This window comes from Nesterenkonia sp. K-15-9-6, from assembly GCF_052656005.1.
The window spans coordinates 1-25255 of record NZ_JBQYEY010000005.1 but is presented as its reverse complement, the minus strand read 5'-3'; the positions used below and the strand labels follow the sequence as shown (position 1 = coordinate 25255).

Genomic DNA, 25255 nt, shown 5'->3' with positions numbered 1-25255 from the left:
CACCGTATGAGCGTTGAGAAGAACGTCCACCCCACTGCGGTGCTTCGTCGGGATGAGGACCGCGGCCGTGCCGAGCTGTGGGACACCCTGGACGGCGTCGAGACCTTCATCGGGTTCATCGGCTACACCGAGGAGACCATCGGCGGCCGGCAGGTGAAGCGCCTGCAGCACACGATCATCGATCCGCAGTTCGGCCGTCGCGGCTATGCCCGCTGCCTGGTCACGCTGCTGCTGGACGAGCTCGTCGCCGAAGGGTGGGCGTTCCTCTCCGAGTGCAGCTACATCGATCAGTACCTGCACCGCTATCCGGAGTACCGGAAGCACCAGGCGCCGGTGAGCTGAGCGGGACGGTCGACGTCGGCCCGTCCGCACCCGGCGCGCCTCCGGCGTCGGCCGGTATGCTGGGCACCGTGAGCGACGCGATCCCCACCCCGTATGAGGACCTGCTGGCCGAGGTGCTGGCCGAGGGCACGCCCAAGTCGGACCGCACCGGCACCGGAACGCGCAGCGTCTTCGGCCGGCAGCTGCGCTTCGACCTGCATGACTCGTTCCCCCTGATCACCACCAAGCGTGTGCACTTCAAGTCGGTCGCGCTGGAGCTGCTGTGGTTCCTGCGCGGAGACTCCAACGTGCGCTGGCTCCAGGAGCGCGGTGTGCGGATCTGGAACGAGTGGGCCGACGAGGACGGCGAGCTGGGCCCGGTCTACGGCGTGCAGTGGCGCAGCTGGCCCACTCCCGACGGCGGCTCCATCGATCAGATCGCGCAGGTGGTCGACTCGCTGCGCACGAATCCGGACTCGCGCCGCCACGTGGTCACTGCCTGGAATCCGGCCGAGGTGGAGAAGATGGCCCTTCCGCCCTGCCATGTGATGTTCCAGTTCCATGTGGCCGAGGGTCGGCTGTCCTGCCAGCTGTACCAGCGCAGCGCGGACCTGTTCCTAGGTGTGCCGTTCAACATCGCCTCCTATGCCCTGCTGACCCTGATGGTCGCCCAGCAGACCGGCCTGGAGCCTGGAGAGTTCATCTGGACCGGTGGGGACTGCCACATCTACGACAACCACGTGGAGCAGGTCACCGAGCAGCTCTCCCGGGCCCCCTACCCGTATCCGCGCCTGCGGATCGGCCGCACTCCGGAGTCGATCTTCGCCTACGAGTATGAGGACTTCGAGGTCCTCGACTACCAGCACCACCCCACCATCTCCGCACCGGTGGCCGTATGACGACGCCCGAGTCCGCCGCCCGCCCCTGGGTCGGGATGATCTGGGCGCAGACCCGCGACGGCGTGATCGGCCGCGACGGCGACATGCCGTGGCACCTTCCGGAGGACTTCGCGCACTTCCGCGCCCAGACGCGCGGCCGCCCGGTGGTGATGGGGCGTCGTACCTGGGAGTCGCTGCCGGAGTCCGTCCGTCCCCTGCCGGGACGGCGCAACATCGTCATCACCGGTGACGCCGACCGGGCCGCGACGATCACCGCCGCCGGCGCCGAGACGGCGTCCTCCCTGGACGCCGCCCTCGATCTGGCCTGCTCGCCGGGTGCCGACGGGCAGCCGCCTGCGAAGGTCTGGATCCTCGGTGGAGGGCGCATCTACGCGGAGACCGTGGAGCAGGACCTCGCCGACGGCGCGGTGGTGACGGTCATCGACCTCGACGTCGACGGCGACACCTACGCCCCGCAGCTGCCGCCGTCGCGCTGGGAGCTCTGCGCCGCAGACCCCGCAGAGGGCTGGCACACCGCCGCCGACGGGCAGCGCTACCGCTTCGAGACTCTCTGCCGCCACGACGGCGAAGAGGATCCCGACAGCGACTGAGCCTTCCGGCGCCGGACCGGCGGCCGGGGAACCGTGACACTGACCCACCGGCGGCCTACCGTCGTGTCATGAGCACGATGCCAGGGCTGGGCGAGGCGGAGGACTGGAGCGCCGACGCGCCCCACCGCAAGCTGTGGAAGCTGCTGCTCGGCGTCCTTCTGCTGCTCGTCGCCGTCGGTGTGGTGATCGGCGCCGCGGCGCAGTACATCGGCGACACCTCCTCAGGATTCGCCGCAGGCGACCCCCTCGGGGTCTACCTGATCGGCATGCTGCTGGGCGGGTTCCTGTTCGTGGTGGTGCCCGCCGTCGTCGCCGCCTGGCTGATCTGGAGCTGGCGCCGCGGCCTCTGACTCGAGCCGGGGTCGGCCCGGATGATGACGCCGCATGAGCCGGACGTGATGCTCACCACTCGGTCTCACGGACCGAGTTCGTTACCCTGGTAGGCATGGCTTCTACGACATCCCCCGCAGTCTCGGCCCTCTCCGACGCCACCGGCGCGACCCCGTCCGTCGGCATCGTCGGCTGGCGCGGCATGGTCGGCTCCGTGCTCATCCAGCGCATGCTCGACGAGGGGGACTTCGACCACATCTCCCCGGTGTTCTTCTCCACCTCCAACGCCGGCGGGCCCGCCCCGAGCTTCGACGGCGTGCAGCCGGCCGAGGACACGCTCCAGGACGCCTATGACCTGGACACCTTGGCGAAGCTGCCGATCATCGTCACCGCGCAGGGCGGCGACTTCACGAAGGCCGTCCACCCGAAGCTGCGCGCGGCCGGATGGGACGGCATCTGGATCGACGCCGCCTCGACGCTGCGCATGGCCGAGGACTCCATCATCACCCTCGACCCCATCAACCGGGACGTCATCGACGCCGGCCTGGCCGCCGGCGTGAAGGAGTTCATCGGCGGCAACTGCACCGTCTCCTGCATGCTGATGGGCTTGGGCGGACTGTTTTCCGAGGGCCTGGTCGAGTGGGGCACGGCGATGACCTACCAGGCGGCCTCCGGCGGCGGCGCCAAGCACATGCGCGAGCTGCTGACCCAGTTCGGCGACCTGCACAGCGCCGTGGGCGAGGAGCTCGCCGATCCGGCCTCCGCGATCCTGGAGATCGACCGCAAGGTCCTCGAGTCCCAGCGCGGCGGCCTGGACGCCTCCCAGTTCGGAGTGCCGCTGGCCGGCTCGCTCATCCCCTGGATCGACGCGGACCTCGGCAACGGCGTCGCCAAGGAGGAGTGGAAGGCCGGGGTGGAGACCAACAAGATCCTGGGCCGCGGCGACTCACTGGCCCCCGGGGTGGAGCGCCGCGGGGAGAGGATCCCGTTCGACTCCCTGTGCGTGCGGGTGGGCGCCCTGCGCTCCCACTCCCAGGCACTGACCCTGAAGCTGCGCGAGGACCTCGAGGTCTCTGAGATCGAGTCGATCATCGCCGCCGGCTCCGACTGGGCGAAGGTGGTCCCCAACGAGAAGGAGGCCACCATGGAGCAGCTCACCCCGGTGGCCGCCACCGGCGAGCTGACCATCCCGGTGGGCCGCATCCGCAAGCTGGAGATGGGCCCGGAGTACATCTCCGCCTTCACCGTGGGCGACCAGCTCCTCTGGGGTGCGGCCGAGCCGCTGCGCCGCATGCTGCTGATCGCGGTCGGCAAGCTCTGAGGACGCCCCACTCCCGCTGACGCCTCGGCGCTTTCTCCGGCACCCCGCGCCACCACACGACGACGGCGCCCTGCCTCCTCAGCGAAGCAGGGCGCCGTCGTCGTGTGGTCGGGCAGTGACGACCGCGCTCCGAGAGCCGCAGCCAGGAGCCCTGCTCAGAACTCTCCTCGAAGCGCTGCTCAGAGCTCGCAGCCGATGAGCACCGGCTCGGGGTGCAGTTCGATGCCGAAGGTCTCCCGGACCCGGTCGCGGACCGCTCCGGCCACCGCCAGCAGGTCCGCTGTGGAGGCCTCACCACGGTTGGTGACGGCCAGCGTGTGCTTGGTGGACAGTGACGCACGGCCCTCCACCAGCTCCGCCCCGAAGCCCTTCTGGCAGCCGGCGCGGTCGATGAGCCAGGCCGCGGAGAGCTTCACCCGCGGGGATCCGTCCACATCCGGCAGGGCAGGGAAGCGCGGCGCCCCCTCGGGCAGGGTGGCCAGCACATCCTCCCCCACGATCGGGTTGGTGAAGAACGAACCGGTGGACCAGGTGTCGTGGTCCTCGGGGTCCAGGACCATGCCCTTGCCGGCCCGCAGGGCCAGCACCGTGGTGCGCACGTCGGCCAGCGGCGCACGCCGCTGATCCTCCGCCGCGTTGACGTCCAGGCCCAGGGAGCGCGCCAGCTCCGCATAGCGGACCGGCGACGACCGCGTGGCCTCACCTCGGTGCGTCAGACGGAACCGCACCGAGAGCACCACGTAACGCGGCGAACCGTGCAGCGTGGTGCGCTTGAGCACCGAGTCCCGGTACCCGAAGTCCAGCTCCTCGTTGCTCAGCGTCACGACCTCGCCCAGCAGCCGGTCCCAGGCGCGGACGTCCACCAGCGTCTGGGACACCTCGGCCCCATAGGCGCCCACGTTCTGCACCGGGGTCGCCCCGGCGGCCCCGGGGATCCCGGAGAGGGCCTCCAGGCCCGCATACCGGCGCTGCACGGTCCAGGCGACGACGTCGTCCCATTCATGTCCGGCCGCGACGGTGACCAGCACGTCGCCGCCGTCGTCGTCCACCGGTGCCGCGGTGATGCCGGTGAAGGCCAGCTGCAGCACAGTGCCGGCGAAGCCGTCGTCGGCCACCAGCAGGTTGGAGCCGCCGCCGAGCACCAGCAGGGTGTCCCCGCCGGCGGCGCGGTCCTCCTCGGACGGCAGCGGATGGCGGGAGAGCGTCTGCAGGGCCTCGAACTCGGTGCCGGCGACGACCCACTCCCCTGCGGTGCCGCCCACTCGGGCGGTGGTGTGGTCGCTGAACCGGCGCATGACGGTCTGCCGCATCAGTCCCGGATGTCCACGTCGGTCGGGTTCAGCACTCGGCGCAGGAAGTCCTGGGTGCGGGGCTGCTGCGGGTCGCCGATGACCTCGGCGGCGGGGCCCTCCTCGACCACACGTCCCTGGTCCATGAACACGACCCGGTCAGCGACCTCCCGGGCGAAGGCCATCTCATGGGTCACCACGATCATGGTCATCCCGGCCTCGGCGAGCTGCCGCATGATCGCCAGCACATCCCCGACCGTCTCCGGGTCCAGGGCGGAGGTCGGCTCGTCGAAGAGCATCAGCGCCGGGCGCATGGTCAGCGCGCGGGCGATCGCCACCCGCTGCTGCTGGCCTCCGGAGAGCTGGTCCGGACGGCGCTGGGCGAGCTCCTCGAGCCCGACCCGGCGCAGCTGGGTCATGGCCTCCGCCTCGGCGTCCTCCTTCGGCTGTTTGAGCACCCGGCGCGGGGTGATCGTGCAGTTCTCCAGCACCGACAGGTGCGGGAAGAGGTTGAACTGCTGGAAGACCATGCCGATGTGTCGGCGCATGGCGTCCAGGTCGACGTCGGGATCGGTGGCCTCGAAGGAGCCCACCGTGATGGTCCCCGCGTTGGGGTCCTCCAGCCGGTTCACGCAGCGCAGCAGCGTGGACTTCCCGGACCCGGAGGCCCCGATGAGGCAGACCACCTCCCCGGGGCGCACCGACATGTCGATGCCCTTGAGCACCTCGTTGTCTCCGTAGGCCTTGTGAAGGCCCGTGATGGTCACCCCGGCGGGGCCGTCCTCCGCAGAGGAATGTTCGGCCAGTTCAGGCTCGGTCATGCGGATCGGGCCTCCCTATTTCTTCCTCGGCGAGCGGTGCTCCATGCGGCGCGCCAGGATGGACAGCGGCACAGTGATGATCAGATAGCAGGCGCCGGCGGCCACCAGCGGGGTCAGACCCGCCTGGTAGATGTTGATGCCGTCGCGTCCGAACTTGGTCAGCTCGGCCGCGCCCGCGGTCAGCCCGACCACGAAGATCAGCGAAGAGTCCTTGGTGAGCAGGATCGCCTCATTCGTCAGCGGCGGCAGCACGATGCGGAAGGCCTGCGGGATCTGGATGGAGACCATCGCCCGCCAGGCCGGCATGCCCAGGGCCCGTGCGGCCTCCACCTGGCCCTTCGGCACCGCCTGCAGACCGGCGCGCAGGGTCTCGGCGATGTAGGCGCTGGCGACCAGGCCGAGCGCCGAGCCGGCGATCTGCAGGGAGGTCAGGTTCCAGCCGAAGGCGATCGAGACGCCGAAGCCCAGGGCCAGGAACACCAGGATCGCAGGGATCCCGCGGAAGAACTCGATATAGGCGGTCGCCAGCCACCGGTAGACCGGGAAGCTGGAGAGCTTCATCAGGGCCAGCACCGTGCCGCCCAGCAGGCCGAGCACGAAGCCGACCGCCGTGTACTGCAGGGTGTTGACCAGCCCGACGGTGATGATGTCGGGGAACATCGGGCCGATGCGCTCGATGTCGAAGAAGCTGCGGTGGATCGCACTCCAGTCCATGATGAACAGGAGAGCGATCAGCACCGCGACGAAGAGGCCGGCCTGGATCCCGAGGCTCAGCCGTGCTCGGTCACGGGTCGTCAGTGCCATGCGGGTCAGTCGTCGTCCTCGTCGGCGTCAGCGTCATCGGCGTCGTCAGCGTCGTCCGCGTCATCGATCTCGTCGTCAGCGTCGTCAGCCTCCTCGGCGTCCTCCTCGTCGACGTCACCCTCCTCGGGAGTCTCGCCGCCGCCGAACCACAGGTCCTCGGCCTCGGCCATGAAGCCGCTGGACTCCATCTCCGCGAGGATCTCGTCCACCGCGTCGATGAGGTCCTGGTTGTCCGACTGGGCGGCGATGCCCAGCTGCTCGCCGGTGTCGATCTCCTCGACGAACTCGGAGCCCTCGTGCTCGCCGGCCTGGTAGCCGAGGATGGAGATGTTGCCGATGGCGGCCTCCACCTGGCCGGACTCCAGCCCCTGAATGAGCAGCCCGGAATCGGGGTAGGAGCGGATCTGGTACCCCTCCCCTTCCGCGTAGGTCTCTCCGGTGGTGTCCGCCTGCACGCCCACCGTGATGGAGTCGTCGATGTCCTCCAGGGAGCCGATGCCGGCGTCGGAGGCGGCCAGCAGACCCAGGTTGTCGTCCAGATACGGCTCGGAGAAGAGCATGTTGCCGGCGCGCTGCTCGGTGATCGTCATCCCAGAGATGGCCAGGTCGCAGGACGCCGCGTTGAGCGCCACACCGGACTGGATGCCCTCGAAGCTGGTCTGCACCACCTCGAGCTCGACGTCGAGCACCTCCGCGATGCCCTCGGCGATGTCGATGTCGAAGCCGACGACCGCGCCGTCGGCGTCGTAGTACTCGAACGGCGGGTAGGGCACGTCTGAGCAGACGGTCAAGGTGCCCTCGGAGATCAGCTCCACCTCACCGACCTCGAGGTCGAGCTCGGTCTCCACCTGCGGCTCGGCCTCGACGTCGCCCTCTCCCTCATCCTCGCCGCCGCAGGCGGTCAGGGCCAGGGCGGCGATCGCCGTCACGCCGAGCCCTCTGGCCACGTGGGTGCGCCGCGGGGCGGCAGGGCGTGCGACGGGCGCGACGGCGCCCTCCGCGGTCTCGATCTCCGTGGTGCTGGGCATGAGAGGTCCCCTGTTCGCTGGTGCTCGTGGGCCGCGCCGGTGCGGGCGCGGCGAATCCGTGTGGCGATTATACGGTGCTGACCGGCCCGCGGACGGGATCCTCGGGCCCGTGATCAGGCGTGATCCTCAGAGCCGGACGCTGACCTGGGACTTCGCCAGGACCTTGGCGCCCTCCAGGCTCACCGTCAGATCGACGCGCGCCGTGGCGGCCCCGACGTCGACCGCTCCGACCTTCCCGCTGATCAGCAGCGTGGCGGTGGGTGTGTCCGGGGGTCCGGCCTCGGCGTCCGGGACCGGGACCGGCTTGGTGAAGCGGGCCTGGTAGTCGACCACCCGGCCGGGGTCGCCCACCCAGTCGGTGACCAGGTCCACGGCCAGGCCCATGGTGAGCATGCCGTGGGCGATGACACCGTCGAGGCCGACCTCCCGGGCGAAGCGCTCGTTCCAGTGGATGGGGTTGTGGTCGCCGGAGGCGGCCGCGTAGCGGAGCAGGTCCGCACGGGAGAGGCGGACCTCCCGGCTGCCGATCTCCTGACCCTTCTCCAGCGTGGTGATGTCCGGGGTGGTGGTGTCAGGCGTGCTCATGCGTCCTCCTCCTCGGCACGCACCAGCAGGGAGGAGGTCACGGTGCTGCGCTCCTCGCCCTCGGCGGTGGTGATCTCGACCTTGGTGGTGACCATCGCCCCGGCACCCATGACCCGGATCCGGTCCAGGGTTGCCTGGGCGTGCAGCGTGTCGCCGGCCAGGATGGGGCTGTGGTGGGTGAAGCGCTCGTCGGCGTGCACCACGCGGGAGAAGTCGATGCCGACCTCATCGTCGGCCACCACGGCGGCCTCCGCACGCTGGGCGACGACGACGGCGAAGGTCGGCGGGGCGACCAGGTCACGGTGACCCAGGGCCGCGGCGGCGTCGACGTCATGGTGGGCGGGGTGCTCGGCCTTGACCGCGACGGCGAACTCACGGATCGCCTCCCGGCTGACCTGATACGGCGCGGCCGCCGGGTAGACCCGGCCCTCCGCCTCGGTGGTGATGCTCAACGCGTCAGCGCCCTCTCTTCTTCGACTGGTCCGCCCGGGCCTGGATGATCTGCTTGGCCTGCCGCTTGCGCAGCAGGATGGCGATCAGGTGGCTGATGATGCCCAGGCCGATGAGCCCGAGCCCGAGCCCGCGCAGGGTCGGCTCGAGATCCGGCCCGACGGCGACGGCCGCCAGCACCACGCACACCACGCCGAGGAAGGTGGAGACCATCCCCAGCAGCAGCGTGCGTCGGTAGGCGGGCGTCCCGTTGGTCCACGGGTCCAGAGGCGGTGTGGTCATCGGGGCAATCCTACCGGGGACGGAGGCTCTGCCGGGCAGCTCCTCGCGCACATGCCGGCGAGGTGAGCCGGATGTGAGGACCTCCGGCTAGGGTCCGGGGACACGCCGCGAGCACGACGCCCCGAGGAGAAGCCGATGACCGACCAGCCTCACCGCCGGCCGCCGGAGCACCCGACAGGCCCGGCACCCGACAGTTTCGGATTCGGCGCCGGACCGTCCCTCGGCCCCCTGCCGCCGCGTCTCGGATCCGCTCCGATGCTGCTGTGGCAGCGGATCGGTCTGGCCCTGCTGGCCGCCACGGTCGACACCGTCATCTCTGCGGTCGGTCTCCACGCGGTGGCGCCCTCCTTCCGCTGGCTGTCCTACCATCTGGAGAGCTGGCTGACACTGAGCCTCATCGCTGTGCTGGCGGCGGGGATCGCCGCTCTGGTCCGCGCGCTCACGGGCAGTGCGCTGTTCGCCGCCCTCGGCGTCATGGGCTTCCTGCTGCTGGACTCGCTGCGTTTTGTGGTCACCGTCCTGACGTCGCCGGATGTCCACACGCCCGACTCTCTCTGGCACCATGTCCAGTTCTGGGTGCTCGTCCCGCTGGCCTGTCTGCTCCCAGACCTGCTCCCGTCCGGTCGCCGCGGCCGCCACGCCGTTCCTCGCTTCCCCGCGGGTCAGCGCCCCGATGCGCGTCCGGTCGCTCGGCTGGTGGGCACCCCGACGACGGCAGCGCTGGCAGCCCTCTGCGCGTCACCCTTCGGGCTGGGCCTCGGCCTGGCCTTCGGAAACCATCCCTGGCCCTGGTCTCCCGCCGCACTGGCGGCGGTCCTCGGGCTGCTGGTGCTGGTCCTCGGCGCCTCCGGATTGCTCGCCGGGACATTGAGCCTGTACCTGCGGCGGCTGGGGCACCTGCACCTGGTGACCAGTGTGGCCGCGGGAGTGGCGGTCGCCCTTCCGACCAGGATGGTGTGGACTCCGCTCGGGCGGCAGCTCCACGAGATCATGCCCGGGCTTCACACGACCTGGGTGCTGGTGGTGTGCCTGTGGGTCGTGGTCGCCGCCGCGGCGGTCTTCACCGGCGTGCTGGACCGGCTGCGGCGTAGCGGTCCAGGATGATGTCCACCAGCTCCGGAGGGGAGGCCGGCGGCGCCCCCGCGTCCTGCGGGGCGGGCAGCAGCGGCGCGGTGGTGACGTCGCCGGCCGCCTTCTCCAGCAGGGTCTGGAAATAGCCGGGGGCCAGCAGGTAGCTGGCGACGACGACGCGTCCGCCCTCCCCCGCGGCGTCGAGGGTCTGCTTCGCCTCGGCGACGGCCCCGGCGACGGTGGGCTGCGCCGCGGCGAGGAAGGCCACCTCGACCTCGGCTCCCAGCCGTGCGGCCAGTCGACGGCCCATCTCGTGGCAGTCTTCGACGGCGGCGGGATCCGAGGAGCCCGCCACGCCCAGAATGATCCGGTCCGTGCTTGGCTCTGCGCCGACCTCGGCCAGGCGACGCACCAGCACGTCCACGAGACGGTCGTCCGGGCCGAGCGCTCCGGCGATGGTGACCTCCCGGCCGACGTCGGTGGTCTCCTTCTTCAGGTCCACGTGGACGTGATACCCGGCCGACAGCAGCACCGGCACCACCACCGCGGAGAGATTCTGGGGCAGCTCCGCCAGAGTGGCGGACACATCCGGGTCCTGGACGTCCACATGCCCCAACCGCACTGGAGCGCCCAGCCCGCGGGCCGCGGCGGCCGCGGCGACGTCGTCGGCCAGCCGGCGGACCACCGCCTGACCGGAGGCATCGGAGGTGCCGTGGGAGATCGCGGCCAGCGCGGGCGGGAGCTCGGGGCGCTCTGGGCTCATCGAGGACGTCCTTCCGGAGGGTGCCTGCAGTCGTGGGGACTCAGCCTAGGACGGATGTGTGACGCCCCGGTGAACGCGACGTCTCACGGCGTCACAGCGCCTCCACGCCTCACGGCGTCACAGCGCCTCCACGCCCCACGGCGTCACAGCGCCGGTGAGGAGGTCACTCCACCGGAGAGGTGAACACCGCCGCCGACTGAGCACCGATCGTCCACACCCCGCCGGACTCGTCCTCCGGACGCGCCTCACCGGAGGTGTCGATCTCCAGACGCCACGGCCCGTCTCCAGGCAGGCGCACAGTCGTCTCCTCGCCCACGGTGAGCACCACCGCCGCCGCGCCGGACAGGTGCTCCCCCACAGGGTCTCCGGCGGCGCCGCGCAGCACGGCGATGACGGTGCGCAGCTCGGGGTCCTCCCAGTGCTGCTCGGTGGCGGGCTCCCCGTCGGCACCGAGCCACAGCACGTCCGGGGCTCCGTCACGGCGGGCTGCCCCGTGCAGGAAGGCCCGCTGGCGCAGCACCGGCAGTCGCCGGCGGAGTCCGGTCAGGCGCCGGGCCAGGTCCAGCAGCTCCACGTCCGGGTCCGTCCAGTCCACCCAGCCGATCTCGTTGTCCTGCGCATAGGCGTTGTTGTTGCCGCCCTGACTGTTGCCGATCTCGTCCCCGGCCAGCAGCATGGGCACCCCCTGGGAGACGAACAGGGTCGCCAGCATGGCCCGCACCCGTCGCGAGCGTGCAGCGCGGATCTCGGGGTCATCGGTGGGGCCCTCCACGCCCAGATTGTCGGAGTGGTTCTCGCTGTGCCCGTCGCGGCCGTCCTCCCCGTTCGCCTCGTTGTGCCGTTCGGCGTAGGAGACGACGTCCGCCAGGGTGAACCCGTCGTGGGCGGTGAGGAAGTTGATCGACGCCGTGGGGGCACGCCACGAGTGGTCGAAGGTCTCGGCGGAGCCCAGCAGACGTGCGCCGAGGGCCCGGACGGCGTCCCGGTCCCCGCGCCAGGCGCGTCGTACGTCGTCGCGGAACCCGTCGTTCCATTCCGACCAGGGGTGCGGGTAGGCGCCGCGCTGGTAGCCGTCCGGCCCGAGGTCCCACGGCTCCGCGATCAGCATGGCCCCGGCGAGCACGGGATCCTGCCGCACGGTCTGGAAGAACGCGCCGGCAGCGTCGAAGCCCTCCGGCCCGCGGGCGACGGCGGTGGCCAGGTCGAAGCGGAACCCGTCGATCCCATAGCGCGTCACCCAGTGGCGCATGCTGTCGAGGATCAGCTGCAGCATCATGGGGTGCTCGGTGGCCATGGTGTTGCCGGTGCCGGTGTCATCGATGTGGGAGCCCTCGTGCCGGCGGTAGTAGCCGGCGTCCAGGCCGCGCAGGCTGAGTATGGGACCGCCGTCGCCGCCCTCTCCGGTGTGGTTGTACACGACGTCCAGGAACACGGCGATGCCGGCCTCGTGCAGGGTGTGCACCAGGGTGCGCAGCTCGGCGTCGGCGTCGTGGAGCGCGTACCGCGGCTCTGGAGCGTGCCACGCGATGGGCTGGTACCCCCAGTAGTTGGTGAGTCCACGCCCGACCACGTGCTCGTCGTCGAGGAAGGCCTGCAGCGGCAGCAGCTCGACCGCGGTGACGCCCAGCTCCACCAGGTGGTCGACGATCGCCGGGTGGGCGAATCCGGCGTAGGTGCCGCGCAGCTCCTCCGGAACCTCCGGATGCACGGCCGTGAGGCCCTTCAGGTGCGCCTCATAGATGATCAGGTCGCCGACGTCGTGCCGCGGTCGGTTCGCCGCAGGATCCGGGACCTCGGCGTCGGCGGCCTCAGCCTCACGTCCGTGCGCGTCCGCCAGGATGATGCCCTTGGGCATCACCGACGCACTGTCCTCCTCGGAGGTGCTGGCCATCTTCGGGTGCCATCGGACCGGCGCGTCGAGGGCGCGGGCGTAAGGGTCGATGAGCAGCTTCCGCGCATCGAAGCACAGCCCCTGCTCCGGTGCCCAGGGCCCGTCGGCGCGCAGCCCGTACCGCATGCCTGCGGACAGCCCGGAGATGTGGGCATGCCGGACGCCGCCGTCGGTGTAGGGCAGCAGGAGGCGCTCCTCCTGCTCACCGTCGAAGACGCAGAGCCAGACAGACTCGGCCTCGGGAGCCCAGACGGCCACGTTCGCACCGTCGTCGGACAGGGTGATGCCCAGCGGCCACGGGCGGCCGGGCGAGACACGACGGGTCACCGCACCAGCTCCGAGAAGAGGGCGGCGTACTGCTGCGCCGACGTCGACCAGTCCACCGGGCTGGTCATGGCGGTCTGCCGGACCGCGCGCCATGCCTGCTGGTCCTGGTGGAGCCGCAGGGCGCGCGCGAGCGCGTCGGCGAGACCGGCGGCGCTGAGCTCGGAGACGAGGAAGCCGGTGGCGGTGCCGGCGGCCAGGTTCTCCGCCGTGGCATCGACGACCGTGTCCCGCAGTCCGCCGGTGGAGGCCACCAGCGGCAGCGCCCCATAGCGCAGGCCGTAGAGCTGAGTGAGCCCGCACGGCTCGAACCGTGAGGGCACCAGCACCAGGTCACCGCCGGCGTACATGCGGTGACTCAGCGGCTCGTCGTAGCCCAGGCGCACGCCCACCGCATCGGGCCGCCGGGCAGCGAGCTCGCGGAGGCCCCGCTCATAGGAGGGGTCCCCCGAACCGAGCACCGCCACCGCCCCACCGGCCTCCACGAAGCCGGGCAGCGTCTCCAGCAGCAGGTCCACGCCCTTCTGATGGGTCAGGCGCGTGACGACCACCGCCAGGGGCCCGGTCGGCTCAGCGAGCCCGAACTCCTGCAGCAGCGCGGCACGGTTGGCGGCCTTGGGCGCGGTGTCCCCCGCTGAGTACGGGTGGCGGACGGACGGATCCCGCGCCGGATCCCACACCGTGGTGTCGATGCCGTTGACGATCCCGTGCATCTGCCCGCGGTCCCGGCGCATGGCGACCACACCCTCCAAGCCGAAGCCGAAGGAGGGCGACGTGAGCTCCTCCGCATAGGTGCGGCTGACCGTGGTCACCCGGGAGGCATGCATCATCCCGGCCTTCAGGGCGCTCACCGCCCCGTGGTATTCGATCCCCTCCGGGTGGAAGTCCCAGCGCGGCAGCCGCAGCCGGTCCAGCTGGTCCGCCCCGAAGACCCCCTGGAAGGCGATGTTGTGGATGGTCATCACGGTCGGCACGCCTGCGTCGGCGTACTTCAGATACGACGGCGCCAGCCCGGCCTGCCAGTCATGGGCGTGCACCAGGTCCGGCCGCCAGGGCTCCCCGGCGCCGTCGTGGGCCCCGTGCTGAGCGATCTGCGCGGCCGCCCAGCTCAGCGCGGCGAACCGCACATGGTTGTCGGAGTGATCATGCTGCCCGTCGGAATAGGGGCCGCCGGGCCGCTCGAACAGATGCGGAGCGTCCAGCAGCAGCATCGGCAGCCCGTCCACGGTGCCCGAGCGCACGCAGGCGGGTCCGCCGAACAGGTCGTCCTCGGCCCATACGCGGCGGGAACCGTCGAGTTGATCGAGCACCTGCGGGTAGGCCGGCAGCAGCACCCGGGACTCCCAGCCGCAGGGCTCGAGTGCGCCCGGAAGCGCCCCGACGACGTCGGCGAGCCCGCCGGTCTTGATCAGGGGTGCGCACTCCGAGGCGACGGAGAGGACACGACGACGCACGGCGGTCACGGGACGTCCTTTCAGAGGAGGAGCACCAGACTACTCCAGCGCGGCGGCCCGGCGGTCCAGCATGTCCTGGGTGATGAGCGTGATCCCCTTGTCCGTGTGCCGGAACCACTTCGCATCCTCCTCCGGGTCCTCCCCGACCACGAGGTCGTCCGGGATGCGGACCCGGCTGTCGATCACGCAGCGGCTCAGCTGGGTGTGCCGGCCCACCTCCACGTACGGCAGCGCGACGACGTGGTCGAGCGTCGAGTACGAGTGCACCCGGTTCCCGGTGAACAGCAGCGAGTTGTGCACATCGGAGCCGCTGATGATGGTGTCCCCGGAGATCAGCGACTGGATCGCCTGGCCCCGGCGGTCCTCCTCGTCGTGGATGAACTTCGCCGGCGGCGTCTGCTCGGCGTAGGTCCAGATGGGCCACTTCTGGTCATAGAGGTCCAGCGGCGGCACGAACTCGGTGAGGTCGATGTTGGCCTGCCAGAACGAGTCGATCGTGCCCACGTCCCGCCAGTAGGGACGGGTCTCCAGGCCGCTCATCACGCAGGATTCGCTGAAGCGGTGCGCATAGGCCGCACCTCGGGTCACCAGCTGCGGGATCAGGTCGTGACCGAAGTCATGGCTGGAGTCCGGGTCATGCATGTCCTCGATGAGCAGCTGGCGCAGGAACTGCCAGTCGAAGACGTAGATCCCCATCGATGCCAGGGAGACGTCCGGGTCGTCGGGGGTGCCGGGCGGATCGGCCGGCTTCTCCAGGAAGTCGATGATCCGGTCCCGCTCATCGATGTGCATCACCCCGAAGGCGCTGGCCTCCTCCCGCGGAACCGTCAGGCAGCCGACGGTGACCTCCGCGCCGCTCTCCACGTGCTGACGCAGCATGACCTCGTAGTCCATCTTGTACACGTGGTCCCCGGCGAGCACGATCACGTACTCGACGTTGTAGTCGTCCACGATGTCGATGTTCTGGGTCACGGCGTCCGCCGTGCCGAGGTACCACTTGTTCTCCTCGACGCGCTGGCTGGCCGGAAGGATGTCCAGATACTCATTGCGTTCGGCACGGAAGAAGCTCCACCCGCGCTGCATGTGGCGGATCAGCGAGTGGGCCTTGTACTGGGTGGCGATCGCCATCTTCCGGATGCCCGAATTCAGCGCGTTCGACAGCGGGAAGTCGATGATGCGGGTCTTGCCGCCGAAGTGCACGGCGGGCTTCGCCCGGCGGTCCGTGAGCTCCTCCAGGCGGCTGCCCCGGCCGCCGGCGAGGACGAAGGCCATGGCCTGACTGCTCAGCCGGGCTGGTGCGCCCAACTCAGTGCTGGTGTTCATGAGTGATCCTCCACGAAATAGATGGCCGAGAGAGGGGGAAGGGTGAGGAGCGCCGACTGCGCCTCGTCCGCCGCGGGCACCGGCTCCGTCTCCACGGCACCGCCGTGGCCCCGGTCGCCGCCGCCGTATACGGAGGAGTCCGTGTTGAGCGCCTCCCGCCAGCGCCCGGCGACGGGGAACCCGACCCGGTAGCCGGTGCGCTCCACGGGGGCCAGGTTCAGCACGACGACGACATGCGGATCACCCGGCTCTCCCCGTCGGGTCCAGGCCACCACCTGGTCGTCGGCTCCGTCGACCAGCAGCCAGGAGAACCCGCGGCCGTCCGCGTCCCAGCGGTGCAGCGCCGGCTGCTCCCGGTAGATCCGGTTCAGGTCCCGGACCAGGGCCTGCACACCGGCATGGCCGGGGTCGTGGAGGACGCCCCAGTCCAGTTCGCCGTCATGGTCCCATTCGGCCGGCTGCCCGATCTCCTGACCCATGAACAGCAGCTTCTTCCCCGGATGGCCCCACATGTAGCCGAAGAACGCCTTGAGCCCGCCGAGCTTGTCCGCATGCGAGCCGTGCATCCTCTGGTAGAGGGAGCCCTTGCCGTGGACGACCTCATCGTGGCTGATGGGCAGCACGAAGTTCTCGCTGAAGGCGTAGGAGAGCCCGAAGGTGAGGTCGTCATGGTGGTACTTCCGATGCACAGGGTCGCGGCTGAAGTAGGTCAGCGAGTCGTTCATCCAACCGAGGTTCCACTTGTAGCCGAAGCCCAGGCCGTCATGGTCCACCCGGCGGGTCACCCCGGGGAAGGAGGTGGACTCCTCGGCCGTCATCGCCGCCCCCGGATGAGTCCCGTAGACGGCCACATTGGTGGCGCGCAGGAAGTCGATGGCCTCGTGGTTCTCCCGTCCGCCCTCCCGGTTGGGGACCCACTCCCCCTCGGGCCGGGAGTAGTCCCGGTAGAGCATGGAGGCGACCGCATCGACCCGCAGACCGTCCAGGTGATACTGGTCGATCCAGTACAGGGCGTTGGCCACCAGGTAGCCGCGCACCTCGGGCCGCCCGTAGTTGTAGATGTAGGTCTTCCAGTCCGGGTGGAATCCCTGGCGCGGATCCAGATGCTCGTACAGCGCCGTGCCGTCGAAGCGGCCCAGCCCGTGCTCGTCGGTCGGGAAGTGTCCGGGCACCCAGTCGGCGATGACTCCCAGCCCCCGGGCGTGGGCGGCGTCCACGAAGGCCGCGAACTCCGCCGGAGTGCCGTAGCGGATGGTGGGCGCATACATGCCCACCGGCTGATAGCCCCAGGACCCGTCGAAGGGATGCTCGCTGACCGGCAGCACCTCGATATGGGTGAAGCCCAGGTCGGCGACGTAGTCCACCAGCTGCGAGGCGAGCTCCAGGTAGGACAGCGGGCGGACGCCGTCGACCCTCCGCCAGGACCCCAGGTGGACCTCATAGACGCTGATGGGGCTGGTCACCGCGTTCGCCTCGGCTCGGCGGGCCAGCCACTGGTCGTCCTGCCAGTGGTGGGCGTCCAGGCGGCGCACCACGGACCCGGTGGCGGGCGGGTGCTCGGCGCCGAAGCCCACCGGGTCGGCCTTCTGCGGCAGACGGTGACCGTCTCGATCGTGGAGGTCGTACTTGTAGACGGTGCCCTCGACGACGCCGGGCACGAAGGTCTCCCACACCCCAGTGGACCCGACCGGCCGCATCGGATGCTCGTCAGGGTTCCAGTGATTGAAGTCCCCGACCACGGCGACCCGGGAGGCGTTGGGGGCCCAGACGGCGAAGTGCACGCCGTCGACCCCTTCATGGGTGATGAGGTGTGCGCCGAGCGCGTCCCACAGCCGGTGGTGCGTTCCCTCGGCGAAGAGGTGCTCGTCGAGCGCTCCCAGCACGGGGCTGAATCGGTGCGGATCTGCCGGTGGGGACATGGCCGGGGCCTTTCGTCGACAGGACGGCGGCTACTGCGCCGGGGGTACGTTCCAGATCTCCCTCATGTAGTGCCGTACTGCGCGGTCGGAGCTGAAGCTGCCCATCCGTGCCACATTCGTCACTGCCATCCGCTGCCACCGCAACGGATCGCGGTAGGACATGTCTACCAGCTCCTGGGAGGAATTGTAAGCGTCGAAATCGGAGGCGACGAGGAACCAGTCACTGTTCCACAGGTGGTCGACGAGACCGCTGTAACGCGCTGGTTCCTCGGGGCTGAATGTGCCTTCCGCGATCGCCTGCAGGACGTCCTGCAGCGGTTGGCTCTGCTCGATCGCCGCACGAGCGTGGCCGGGCTGCTCACGCCGGGCGAGGACCTCGTCCGCGGTGAGGCCGAAGAGGAAGAAGTTCTCCGCCCCGACCTCCTCACGGATCTCCACGTTCGCGCCGTCCAGGGTGCCGATGGTCAGCGCCCCGTTGAGCGCGAACTTCATGTTCCCGGTGCCCGAGGCCTCCATCCCAGCCGTGGAGATCTGCTCGGAGAGGTCGGCGGCGGGGATGAGCTTCTCCGCCATGGTGACGTTGTAGTTCGGCGGGTAGATGATCCGCAGCCTCTCCCGGGTCTCGGGATCGCTGTTGATGACCGCCCCGACGTCGTTGATCAGCCGAATGATGTCCTTGGCCGCGGTGTAGCTGGGAGCCGCCTTGCCTCCGAAGATCTTGACGCGCGGCACCCAGTCCGCGCCGGGGTCGGCCTTGATCCGCTGCCAGCGAGAGACGGTCCACAGGATGTTCAGCAGCTGTCGCTTGTACTCGTGGAGGCGCTTGACCTGCACGTCGAGGAGCGCTTCCAGGGGCAGCTCGATGCCGTGCTCCTCGTCCAGCCAGGTGGCCAGGCGGTGCTTGGCCAGATGCTTGGTGCGTCCGAAGGCCTCCAGGAAGTTCGGGTCCTCCGCGTGGGGCTCCAGTTCACGCAGCCGGTCCAGATCCGTCTCCCATCCGGGGCCGATGGTCTCGGTGACCAGATCGGCGAGTGCGGGGTTGGCCAGGGCGAGCCAGCGCCGGGGCGTGATCCCGTTGGTGACATTGAGGATGCGGCCCGGGGTGAGGGCCTCCAGGTGGGGGAAGAGGTTCCGGCGCACCAGGTCCGTGTGCAGCGCGGAGACGCCGTTGACCCGGTGGCTGGTCACCACGGCGAGCTCCCCCATCTTCACGTGGCCGTGCTCGATGAGGTGGACGTCGTCTGCCGCACTCCCGTGGACCTCGTGGACGCGCTGGTCCAGCCGCTCGATGATCTGCAGGTGACGGGGCAGCAGGTGGCGCATCAGATCCACCGGCCACATCTCCAGGGCCTCCGGCAGCAGGGTGTGGTTGGTGTACCCGAGCACCTGGACGGCCAGGTCGGCGGCGGTGTCGAAGCCGACCCCGTGCTCGTCCACCAGCAGACGGATCAGCTCCGGGCCGGCCAGGGCCGGGTGCGTGTCGTTCATCTGGATGGCGGCGTGCTCGGGCAGACGGCGCAGATCCTGCTGGGTCTCCAGGAACCGGTGCAGCACGTCCTGCACCGAGGCGGAGGTGAGGAAGTGCTCCTGGGACAGGCGCAGGCGCCGCCCCAGGTCGGTGGTGTCGGTCGGGTAGAGCACCCGGCTGAGAGTGCGCGCCCAGGTCTCCGTCTCGGCAGCACCGAAGAAGTCGCCGGCGCTGAACCGGTCCAGATCCAGCAGATCTGCGGCGGGCAGCGCCGACCACAGGCGCAGCGTGTTGACCCACCCACCGCCGTAGCCGATCACCGGGGTGTCGTGGGCGGCGGCCACGAGGCGGGTCTCCGGCCGCCAGGCCGTGCCGCCGTCGTCGTCGGAGACCTCCCCGCCGAAGGGGACCGCGTAGGCGGTGGCAGGGCGGGAGAGGCTGAACGGATCGCCAGAGGTGAGCCACTCATCCGGGCGCTCCACCTGCCGACCGTCCTCGAAGTGCTGCCGGAACAGGCCGCGCTCATAGCGCAGCCCGTAGCCGTGGGCGGGGCACGCCAGGGTGGCCATGGACTCCAGGTAGCAGGCGGCCAGACGCCCCAGTCCGCCGTTGCCGAGCGCGGGGTCCGGTTCGCCGGCGACGACGTCGGCGACGCTCACTCCCAGGTCGTCGAAGGCGGCGCTGACAGAGTCCCGCAGCCGCAGGTTGATGGCGGCGTCCTCGAGGAGGCGACCGGGCAGGAACTCCATGGAGAGGTAGTTGACGCTCTTCAGCCCGTCCTCCCGGGTGCGCCGGGCGGAGTCTAGCCACGAGTCCGTGGCCTGCTCGCGGAGGGTGTGGGCCAGGGCGAGGCGCCAGTCCAGCAGCTGGGCGCGGGCCGGCTCCACCCCCACCGAGCACCTCAGATGGTGCAGCAGGACGGAGGTCAGATCTGAGGCTGTCGACATGCGCTCAGCATAGCCCGGCCGACAACGCACGACGCCCCCGCGTCCAGGGGACTCGGGGGCGTCGAATGTAGTAGCGGTGGCGGGGCTCGATCCCGCGACCTCACGATTGTGGGATCACACCCCACTCGCAACCCGAGCACTTGCCACAGCCCTCGGCTGGGCGCATCACGCAGGTCTCCTACCCAGCAGACCAATGTCATAGGGGCCAGGCATACTGTCCCCCACACGCACACGGAGGAGAAGATCATGACTCTGCTGCTCATCGTAGGCCTCGCATTGCTGCTACTCCTGGGCCGGTTCCTCACCAATCCCGTCCGCACGCTGGTCACCATGACCCAGATAGGTGCTGGCCTCATCCTGATCCTGAGCATCATCATCGGCGTCAACGACGGGTGGGGTGAGATCGCGGGTGGAGACGCCTACGCCCCCGCCCGAGTTGCCCTCATCGCAGGCGGAACATGGATCCTGATCACGGCTCTGCGATACCTCTCGTCCCGCCCCTCTCCCGCACCACCCCCTGCTGAACCTGACTACTCGGGCACTCAGTGCTGCCACGGCTGCCACCACCCTGTGGAGAACGAAATCCGCCGCTGACTAGCACGAACTAGTCTCCTCAGAACGCACCACGAGCGACTGAGGAGACGGATTGAGCAGCAGCAACACCCCAGACACCACGCAGCTCGAGCAATGGCTCGCCCTGAAGAACACTCCCGAGACCATCCGAACCCGTCTCTACTGGGTCCATCGCCTCATTGACTGGGCCGCCAGCCACGAGACCTCCGTGTGGGACCTCCAGACCCGGGAAATCAATCTGTGGCTCCTCAGCTGCGGCTCAGCCCCAAACACACGCCGCTCCGCGCTCTCCTCTGCTCGATCTCTGTACCACTGGGGCCGCATGTTCGGTCACCTCGCCCACGACCCCACCGCGCAGATCCCCTCCATCAAAGTGCCCCGCGCCGTCCCACGTCCGGCACCATCTGACGCCATCGAGCGAGGACTCCAGAAGGCCACGACCCGCCGAGATGTGCTCATGATCCTGCTCGGCAACTACGGCGGGCTGCGCTGCCACGAAATCGCCGCGCTGCACAGCAACGACTTCCACGACGGAGTGCTCTGGATCACCGGCAAAGGCGGTCACCGCCGGATCGTCCCAGCCCATCGACTTCTCGTTGAACTGCTCGACCTCTTCCCCGCCGGCTATTACTTCCCCTCCGAGCTGAACCCCACGGGTCACTACCGGCCCGCCTCCATCTCACGCCGAATCAGGACCCTCATGCCAGATGGCTGGTCCGCACACACACTCCGGCACAGATTTGCCACGGAATTCTTCTCCCGGACCCCGGACCTGATGGCGCTCAAGGACCTCCTCGGTCACGCCTCCGTCGCCACCACGCAGATCTACACCGCAACATCACCGAGCCGTCTCCAGGCTGGAGTCCTCTCCATGCCAGATCTTGACGCCGCGCGCAGTGCAGCACAGAAACTCCGCGCCATCGAATAGACCCTCAATCCGTAGCGACACACGACCGCCCTCCTGAGGCTCGAATCCACCGTGTACCAACTCGAGCCACCTCAGGAGGCCATCATGGCGATCCCCACCACCTACGACATCACCTTCCAGTGCGGACACACCGAGGCCAAAGACCTCTCCGACACCCCTGCCGGCAAACGGAAGGGCCGGGCCTTCGGACTGGGCAAGAACTTCGTCTGCGGCCGCTGCTTCCGGAAGAGGGGCAAGGAAGACCTGCAGAAACAGAACCAGCAGACCCTGTTGGATGCCGAGGCCTTCGACGCCGAACACTCCCTTCCGGCCCTGGAAGGCACCGAGAAGCAGGTCGACTGGGCTACCCGCGCACGATACGAAGCCGTGGCCTCCATCCTCGATGACGACCCGGCCGGTGACGACGGAACCGCGATCCTCGCCGCAGCACGGACACTCACACGGGCTGGCTGGTGGATCGACAACACCACCGATTCAGACCTGGACACCGATGACCTCATCGAGCTGATCACCACCGCCCAGGACGACACCGAGTACCTCGAAACCGAGAACCCCTACTGAGACCTAACAGGTGACCCCATGAACCCCCAGAGAGCAGTCAGCAATCCATCCGAGATTCCCGAGGAGACCACCATGAGCAGCATCCTGACCCTCTACGGCCAGCCCAACTGTGGGCCCTGCCGCGCGATCACTACCAAGCTTGAACGCTCCGACATCGAATTCACCTACCGCGATGTCACCGAAGACCACGACGCCCGCCAACGACTCCTCGACCTGGGATATTCCGGCACCCCGGTCATCGAAACGCCCAACGGCCACTTCGGCGGCATTGATCCGGCCAAACTCGACGCGGCCATCGAGGAAGCCCGCACCTACGCCATCCAGGCCCCCAACATGGCCGTGTCCGGCCCTGCCGTCGCCTGACCAGGGGAAACACCACCAGTGGCCACCGCAATCGCGGTGGCCACTGCCATGTCCGGCCACTCACGCCGGCCACTCTGGCCACCCAACGACCGGACACTGACCGGTCCTTGACCGGCCATCCATCGCCCCTCCGGACCGACTGCGGCCGCCGCCCCCATGGCCGGCCACCCCGTCCCGGCCACTGTCCGGACACATGGCCGGACACCCGGTCAGCGCCGTGGCCGTTGCTCTTGACACACATCCTGTCCCCGGTGCGTCGAACCAGTTCGCGAGACCACGCCACAAGATGAGGGAGCACACCGGTGAGCAGCGAGACGACGCCCACTAACGACTCACGCGCTGAGCTGTGCACCAGCGCGCCACCCGAGGACCCGTCCTCGCAGGCCGAAGCCCCGGAGCCGGTGCATTTCGAGCTCAGCGCCACCGTGACTGTCATCAACTCCAGCGGGGTGCGCATCGAGAAGCCCACTATCCGGCAGGCCATCACCGCGATTCGCAAGAGCCATCGAGACCACCGCCCGCCCCTGGTCGGGCTCGCCTCATCTGTGCTTGCTCCTGCAGATGACATCTTCACCCCAAGCTGGTGGATCGTCGGAGCCACCGACGTCCATACCATCACCACCGCCCCCACACAGCCGGTCGACTACCAGCTCGCCTATCACGGCTGGACTCTGACCGCCGAGGGCCGTTCCTACCCGGTCCGCCGCGACGCGCTGCGCGGGATCCTCGATGCGGCGGCTAAGAGCATGGACCGTGACATCATCCTCAGCGGCGACCTCCTGGGGATGGTCTCATCCCCCCTCGAGGCTGAGCAGTCCACCGCACCCCAGACAAGCCCCCCAGACTCACCTGCTCCGGGCCCTGATTCCCCGGGTGCGGCAGCAGTCCCTGAAGCCCCTACCAGGGCGCTCCCCACCCACTTCCCGTCTCCCACGAAACTGACAGCCGCACCGACAGCGAATGCAGTCTCCGAAGGAACGCCCACCCGATCCACTCCGGTGGCCGCTTCCCCTGCCCCCGCCGTCTCAGCTACGTCCGTCTCGGAGGCACGTCCCGAGCGAGCAGACACCCCCACTGACTCAGCTGCACCCCGAGGCACCGATCCCGAGCCCATTGCTGAGGTGCCACCGACGAGTCTCGCGGACCAGCTCCTCGGCCCCTCGACGCCCGACGAGCCCTCGACCGATGAAGACGATCTCCCCCAGTCGACTGACGACCCCATGAGTGATCATGACGACCCGGACCCGCATGACATCGAGACAGAGGCACAGCCCGAGCAGAGTGGGGTCCGTGCGCGGTTGAATCCCGTGCTCTCGGTCCGCGCCGGCCTGGGCGCGGCTGCTCTGCTGGTGCTGATACTGGCAGCGTCGGCAGGACTGTGGAACGTTCTCAGCTCCAGTAGCACGAGCACCGCCGGCACGTCCCCGTCGTGGATCACCACAGCCCCCGAGGCGACCCGCACCACGACAGCCCTCGACGCAGACCACACCCGCGAGATCTGGACACTCGACCGCGCTCTGACCGAGCAGTTCGGGTGGACTGCTGCCGGACTGACCTACATCGACCCGGAGACCGCAGAGCTTGTCCTGCTGCACACCACCAGCGGCGACGAGACCGCACGCATCGCCTTGGACTCACCTGTCAGCAGCTTGGACGAGTTCATCACTGCTGATGGGCCCGCCGTAGGAGCACGCACAGAGGATGGGTTCACCCTCATCACCGGCGAAGGCGAGACCTACACCTGGGAGCTTGCAGCGACGGATCGAGTGACCAGCGCCGGCGAAACGCCTATGGTCCGCAGCGACGACGGAACCACCGCCGCGCTCCTGCCCAACAACGATGAGCCCCTCGAGGTCACCGGTCATCCCGACAACCTCAGCGCTGCCATCGACGACACCACCCTGATCCAGGTCGTTCCCGGCCAACCCTCGGTTGTGTCCATCGCCTTCGGCCCTGACGCCGAGCCCGCTACCGAGACCCGACTCACCGCTCCCACCGAGACTGCCGAGTTCTCACGGCATATCACGGCCGGACGGGGACTCACTCTCAGCCAGTGGACCGTTGACGGCGAAGCCCTCATGGCTGTTCATCACATCAAATCCGGCGACCTCACAGCGGTGCTGCCAGACCACGACCCAGACAGCCCCACCGGCTGGAGCATCGGGCGAGGTATGGAGATCGCGATCATCGGCCCCTACGCCATCGACATTTCCACCGGCACCCTCCACGCCGTTGTGCCGGACTCCGCAGAGTCAGGAGCCTGGCAGACCGCCATCGGCCCTGCAGCGGTCGCAGAGACCACCGACGGACGCATCTATGCGACCCGAGACGGTCGATCGGTCATCGAGAGTCCCTCGACCCGACGCATCGTCGGCTGGTCCGGGGACCTCCTACTTGTCCGTGACCCCAGCGGTGATCTCCAAGCAGTCGAAGAGCCAGGAGGGACTGTCTGACCCACCTATCGACTACTCCCGACAGATATCGACCAGACCCCGTCTCACCTATGGAGGACAGAGCAACATGACACCGATCAATGACCATCCACGGCGGGCAGGAGCAGTGCTCGCGACAGCGGTTCTGGCTGGGATCACCACGGTGCCCCTGACCGCAGCATCCGCGGCGGCCGAGACCGACGAGAGCACCGACATCGTGGAATCGGTCTCTGACCAGCTTGACGAACTGATCGAAGAAGCCGCACCGGAGCCCGAACCCGAGCCCGAACCCGAGCCGGAGCCCGAGCCGGAGCCCGAGCCGGAACCTGAGCCGGAGCCCGAGCCGGAACCTGAGCCGGAGCCCGAGCCGGAACCTGAGCCGGAGCCCGAACCCGAGCCCGAACCCGAGCCGGAACCTGAGCCGGAGCCCGAGCCGGAGCCCGAGCCGGAGCCCGAGCCGGAGCCTGAGCCGGAGCCCGAGCCGGAGCCCGAGCCGGAACCTGAGCCCGAACCCGAAC

The 25255-nt window shown here is 69.3% G+C and carries 25 protein-coding genes; 12 read left to right on the top strand and 13 right to left on the bottom strand.

All coding sequences use genetic code 11. The features are described from left to right. The first annotated feature begins 6 nt into the window (after window positions 1-6). The 5 genes from SD455_RS04550 (at window position 7) to asd (ending at window position 3461) form a co-directional block, all read left to right on the top strand. Window positions 7-342, top strand: a complete 336-nt coding sequence (locus SD455_RS04550) for a GNAT family N-acetyltransferase (protein ID WP_070159014.1) — start codon at window positions 7-9, stop codon at window positions 340-342. A gap of 56 nt (window positions 343-398) precedes the next feature. Continuing rightward, window positions 399-1220, top strand: a complete 822-nt coding sequence (locus SD455_RS04545) for a thymidylate synthase (RefSeq protein WP_170922649.1) — start codon at window positions 399-401, stop codon at window positions 1218-1220. Then, the gene (locus SD455_RS04540; RefSeq protein ID WP_311024534.1) at window positions 1217-1810 is read left to right on the top strand and encodes a dihydrofolate reductase; all 594 of its coding nucleotides are present in this window, start codon (window positions 1217-1219) and stop codon (window positions 1808-1810) included. The genes SD455_RS04545 and SD455_RS04540 overlap by 4 nt, the downstream gene beginning before the upstream one ends. Before the next feature lie 68 nt (window positions 1811-1878). Beyond that, window positions 1879-2160 (top strand): hypothetical protein, encoded by a 282-nt coding sequence (locus SD455_RS04535; RefSeq protein WP_139827724.1) that lies wholly within the window; start codon window positions 1879-1881, stop codon window positions 2158-2160. Window positions 2161-2255: 95 nt separating this feature from the next. Then, complete coding sequence (gene asd / locus SD455_RS04530; RefSeq protein WP_083277333.1) at window positions 2256-3461, top strand: aspartate-semialdehyde dehydrogenase; 1206 nt, start codon at window positions 2256-2258, stop codon at window positions 3459-3461. A gap of 179 nt (window positions 3462-3640) precedes the next feature. On the opposite strand, the gene SD455_RS04525 is transcribed toward asd, so the two are convergent. The 7 genes from SD455_RS04525 to SD455_RS04495 all read right to left on the bottom strand — a co-directional run bounded on the left by SD455_RS04525 (window position 3641) and on the right by SD455_RS04495 (window position 8720). Next, entirely contained in the window at window positions 3641-4771 is a 1131-nt protein-coding gene (locus SD455_RS04525; RefSeq protein WP_445507377.1) for a UDP-N-acetylmuramate dehydrogenase, read from the bottom strand. Continuing rightward, window positions 4771-5571, bottom strand: a complete 801-nt coding sequence (locus tag SD455_RS04520) for an amino acid ABC transporter ATP-binding protein (RefSeq protein ID WP_070159017.1) — start codon at window positions 5569-5571, stop codon at window positions 4771-4773. Before SD455_RS04520 ends, SD455_RS04525 begins: the two co-directional genes overlap by 1 nt. 15 nt (window positions 5572-5586) lie before the next feature. After that, window positions 5587-6375 carry an amino acid ABC transporter permease gene (locus SD455_RS04515; protein ID WP_070159018.1) on the bottom strand — a complete coding sequence of 263 codons (789 nt, stop codon included), beginning with the start codon at window positions 6373-6375 and terminating at the stop codon, window positions 5587-5589. A gap of 5 nt (window positions 6376-6380) precedes the next feature. Further along, entirely contained in the window at window positions 6381-7403 is a 1023-nt protein-coding gene (locus tag SD455_RS04510; RefSeq protein ID WP_445507376.1) for an ABC transporter substrate-binding protein, read from the bottom strand. 126 nt (window positions 7404-7529) lie between these two features. Then, window positions 7530-7988, bottom strand: coding sequence for a MaoC family dehydratase (locus SD455_RS04505; RefSeq protein WP_445507375.1), 459 nt, complete (start codon window positions 7986-7988; stop codon window positions 7530-7532). Then, entirely contained in the window at window positions 7985-8440 is a 456-nt protein-coding gene (locus SD455_RS04500) for an FAS1-like dehydratase domain-containing protein (protein ID WP_445507374.1), read from the bottom strand. Before SD455_RS04500 ends, SD455_RS04505 begins: the two co-directional genes overlap by 4 nt. Window positions 8441-8444: 4 nt before the next feature. Further along, window positions 8445-8720, bottom strand: a complete 276-nt coding sequence (locus SD455_RS04495; protein ID WP_070159021.1) for a hypothetical protein — start codon at window positions 8718-8720, stop codon at window positions 8445-8447. A 135-nt stretch (window positions 8721-8855) separates the two neighbouring features. On the opposite strand from SD455_RS04495, the gene SD455_RS04490 reads away from it, so the two are divergent. Continuing rightward, window positions 8856-9824, top strand: coding sequence for a hypothetical protein (locus SD455_RS04490; protein ID WP_445507373.1), 969 nt, complete (start codon window positions 8856-8858; stop codon window positions 9822-9824). Here the strand turns inward: SD455_RS04490 and SD455_RS04485 are convergent. The 6 genes from SD455_RS04485 to SD455_RS04460 form a co-directional block, all read right to left on the bottom strand. Continuing rightward, a complete protein-coding gene (locus SD455_RS04485; protein ID WP_445507372.1) occupies window positions 9781-10554 on the bottom strand; it encodes a sirohydrochlorin chelatase in 774 nt (257 codons plus the stop codon). The genes SD455_RS04490 and SD455_RS04485 overlap by 44 nt on opposite strands. Window positions 10555-10717: 163 nt before the next feature. Then, on the bottom strand, window positions 10718-12772 hold the full coding sequence (gene glgX, locus SD455_RS04480) for a glycogen debranching protein GlgX (protein ID WP_445507371.1): 2055 nt from the start codon (window positions 12770-12772) through the stop codon (window positions 10718-10720). After that, a complete protein-coding gene (glgA, locus tag SD455_RS04475; protein WP_445507370.1) occupies window positions 12769-14232 on the bottom strand; it encodes a glycogen synthase GlgA in 1464 nt (487 codons plus the stop codon). The genes glgX and glgA overlap by 4 nt, the downstream gene beginning before the upstream one ends. A 30-nt stretch (window positions 14233-14262) precedes the next feature. Continuing rightward, a complete protein-coding gene (gene glgC, locus SD455_RS04470; RefSeq protein ID WP_445507369.1) occupies window positions 14263-15546 on the bottom strand; it encodes a glucose-1-phosphate adenylyltransferase in 1284 nt (427 codons plus the stop codon). Then, the gene (glgB, locus tag SD455_RS04465; protein WP_445507368.1) at window positions 15543-17465 is read right to left on the bottom strand and encodes a 1,4-alpha-glucan branching protein GlgB; all 1923 of its coding nucleotides are present in this window, start codon (window positions 17463-17465) and stop codon (window positions 15543-15545) included. The genes glgC and glgB overlap by 4 nt, the downstream gene beginning before the upstream one ends. Before the next feature lie 30 nt (window positions 17466-17495). Further along, window positions 17496-19880: a glycogen/starch/alpha-glucan phosphorylase gene (locus SD455_RS04460; protein WP_070161204.1), complete on the bottom strand. Its 2385-nt coding sequence runs from the start codon at window positions 19878-19880 to the stop codon at window positions 17496-17498. A gap of 246 nt (window positions 19881-20126) precedes the next feature. On the opposite strand from SD455_RS04460, the gene SD455_RS04455 reads away from it, so the two are divergent. The 6 genes from SD455_RS04455 to SD455_RS04430 all read left to right on the top strand — a co-directional run. Beyond that, the gene (locus tag SD455_RS04455; RefSeq protein WP_445507367.1) at window positions 20127-20474 is read left to right on the top strand and encodes a hypothetical protein; all 348 of its coding nucleotides are present in this window, start codon (window positions 20127-20129) and stop codon (window positions 20472-20474) included. Window positions 20475-20775: 301 nt separating this feature from the next. After that, the gene (locus tag SD455_RS04450; protein WP_445507441.1) at window positions 20776-21381 is read left to right on the top strand and encodes a tyrosine-type recombinase/integrase; all 606 of its coding nucleotides are present in this window, start codon (window positions 20776-20778) and stop codon (window positions 21379-21381) included. Window positions 21382-21465: 84 nt separating this feature from the next. Continuing rightward, window positions 21466-21942, top strand: a complete 477-nt coding sequence (locus tag SD455_RS04445; RefSeq protein WP_445507366.1) for a hypothetical protein — start codon at window positions 21466-21468, stop codon at window positions 21940-21942. Window positions 21943-22014: 72 nt separating this feature from the next. Continuing rightward, window positions 22015-22305: a glutaredoxin family protein gene (locus SD455_RS04440; RefSeq protein ID WP_445507365.1), complete on the top strand. Its 291-nt coding sequence runs from the start codon at window positions 22015-22017 to the stop codon at window positions 22303-22305. 302 nt (window positions 22306-22607) lie between these two features. Next, window positions 22608-24758 (top strand): hypothetical protein, encoded by a 2151-nt coding sequence (locus tag SD455_RS04435; RefSeq protein WP_445507364.1) that lies wholly within the window; start codon window positions 22608-22610, stop codon window positions 24756-24758. A 67-nt stretch (window positions 24759-24825) separates the two neighbouring features. Beyond that, window positions 24826-25255 (top strand): hypothetical protein (locus tag SD455_RS04430; protein ID WP_445507363.1); only part of this gene is annotated, 430 nt, incomplete at its 3' end.

Bases quoted from the DNA above. Each gene is read 5' to 3' on its own strand.
- SD455_RS04550 (WP_070159014.1), top strand. From the start codon at position 7: ATGAGCGTTGAGAAGAACGTCCACCCCACTGCGGTGCTTCGTCGGGAT.
- SD455_RS04545 (WP_170922649.1), top strand. From the start codon at position 399: ATGCTGGGCACCGTGAGCGACGCGATCCCCACCCCGTATGAGGACCTG.
- SD455_RS04540 (WP_311024534.1), top strand. From the start codon at position 1,217: ATGACGACGCCCGAGTCCGCCGCCCGCCCCTGGGTCGGGATGATCTGG.
- SD455_RS04535 (WP_139827724.1), top strand. From the start codon at position 1,879: ATGAGCACGATGCCAGGGCTGGGCGAGGCGGAGGACTGGAGCGCCGAC.
- asd (WP_083277333.1), top strand. From the start codon at position 2,256: ATGGCTTCTACGACATCCCCCGCAGTCTCGGCCCTCTCCGACGCCACC.
- SD455_RS04525 (WP_445507377.1), bottom strand. From the start codon at position 4,771: ATGCGGCAGACCGTCATGCGCCGGTTCAGCGACCACACCACCGCCCGA.
- SD455_RS04520 (WP_070159017.1), bottom strand. From the start codon at position 5,571: ATGACCGAGCCTGAACTGGCCGAACATTCCTCTGCGGAGGACGGCCCC.
- SD455_RS04515 (WP_070159018.1), bottom strand. From the start codon at position 6,375: ATGGCACTGACGACCCGTGACCGAGCACGGCTGAGCCTCGGGATCCAG.
- SD455_RS04510 (WP_445507376.1), bottom strand. From the start codon at position 7,403: ATGCCCAGCACCACGGAGATCGAGACCGCGGAGGGCGCCGTCGCGCCC.
- SD455_RS04505 (WP_445507375.1), bottom strand. From the start codon at position 7,988: ATGAGCACGCCTGACACCACCACCCCGGACATCACCACGCTGGAGAAG.
- SD455_RS04495 (WP_070159021.1), bottom strand. From the start codon at position 8,720: ATGACCACACCGCCTCTGGACCCGTGGACCAACGGGACGCCCGCCTAC.
- SD455_RS04490 (WP_445507373.1), top strand. From the start codon at position 8,856: ATGACCGACCAGCCTCACCGCCGGCCGCCGGAGCACCCGACAGGCCCG.
- SD455_RS04485 (WP_445507372.1), bottom strand. From the start codon at position 10,554: ATGAGCCCAGAGCGCCCCGAGCTCCCGCCCGCGCTGGCCGCGATCTCC.
- glgC (WP_445507369.1), bottom strand. From the start codon at position 15,546: ATGAACACCAGCACTGAGTTGGGCGCACCAGCCCGGCTGAGCAGTCAG.
- glgB (WP_445507368.1), bottom strand. From the start codon at position 17,465: ATGTCCCCACCGGCAGATCCGCACCGATTCAGCCCCGTGCTGGGAGCG.
- SD455_RS04460 (WP_070161204.1), bottom strand. From the start codon at position 19,880: ATGTCGACAGCCTCAGATCTGACCTCCGTCCTGCTGCACCATCTGAGG.
- SD455_RS04455 (WP_445507367.1), top strand. From the start codon at position 20,127: ATGACTCTGCTGCTCATCGTAGGCCTCGCATTGCTGCTACTCCTGGGC.
- SD455_RS04450 (WP_445507441.1), top strand. From the start codon at position 20,776: ATGTTCGGTCACCTCGCCCACGACCCCACCGCGCAGATCCCCTCCATC.
- SD455_RS04445 (WP_445507366.1), top strand. From the start codon at position 21,466: ATGGCGATCCCCACCACCTACGACATCACCTTCCAGTGCGGACACACC.
- SD455_RS04440 (WP_445507365.1), top strand. From the start codon at position 22,015: ATGAGCAGCATCCTGACCCTCTACGGCCAGCCCAACTGTGGGCCCTGC.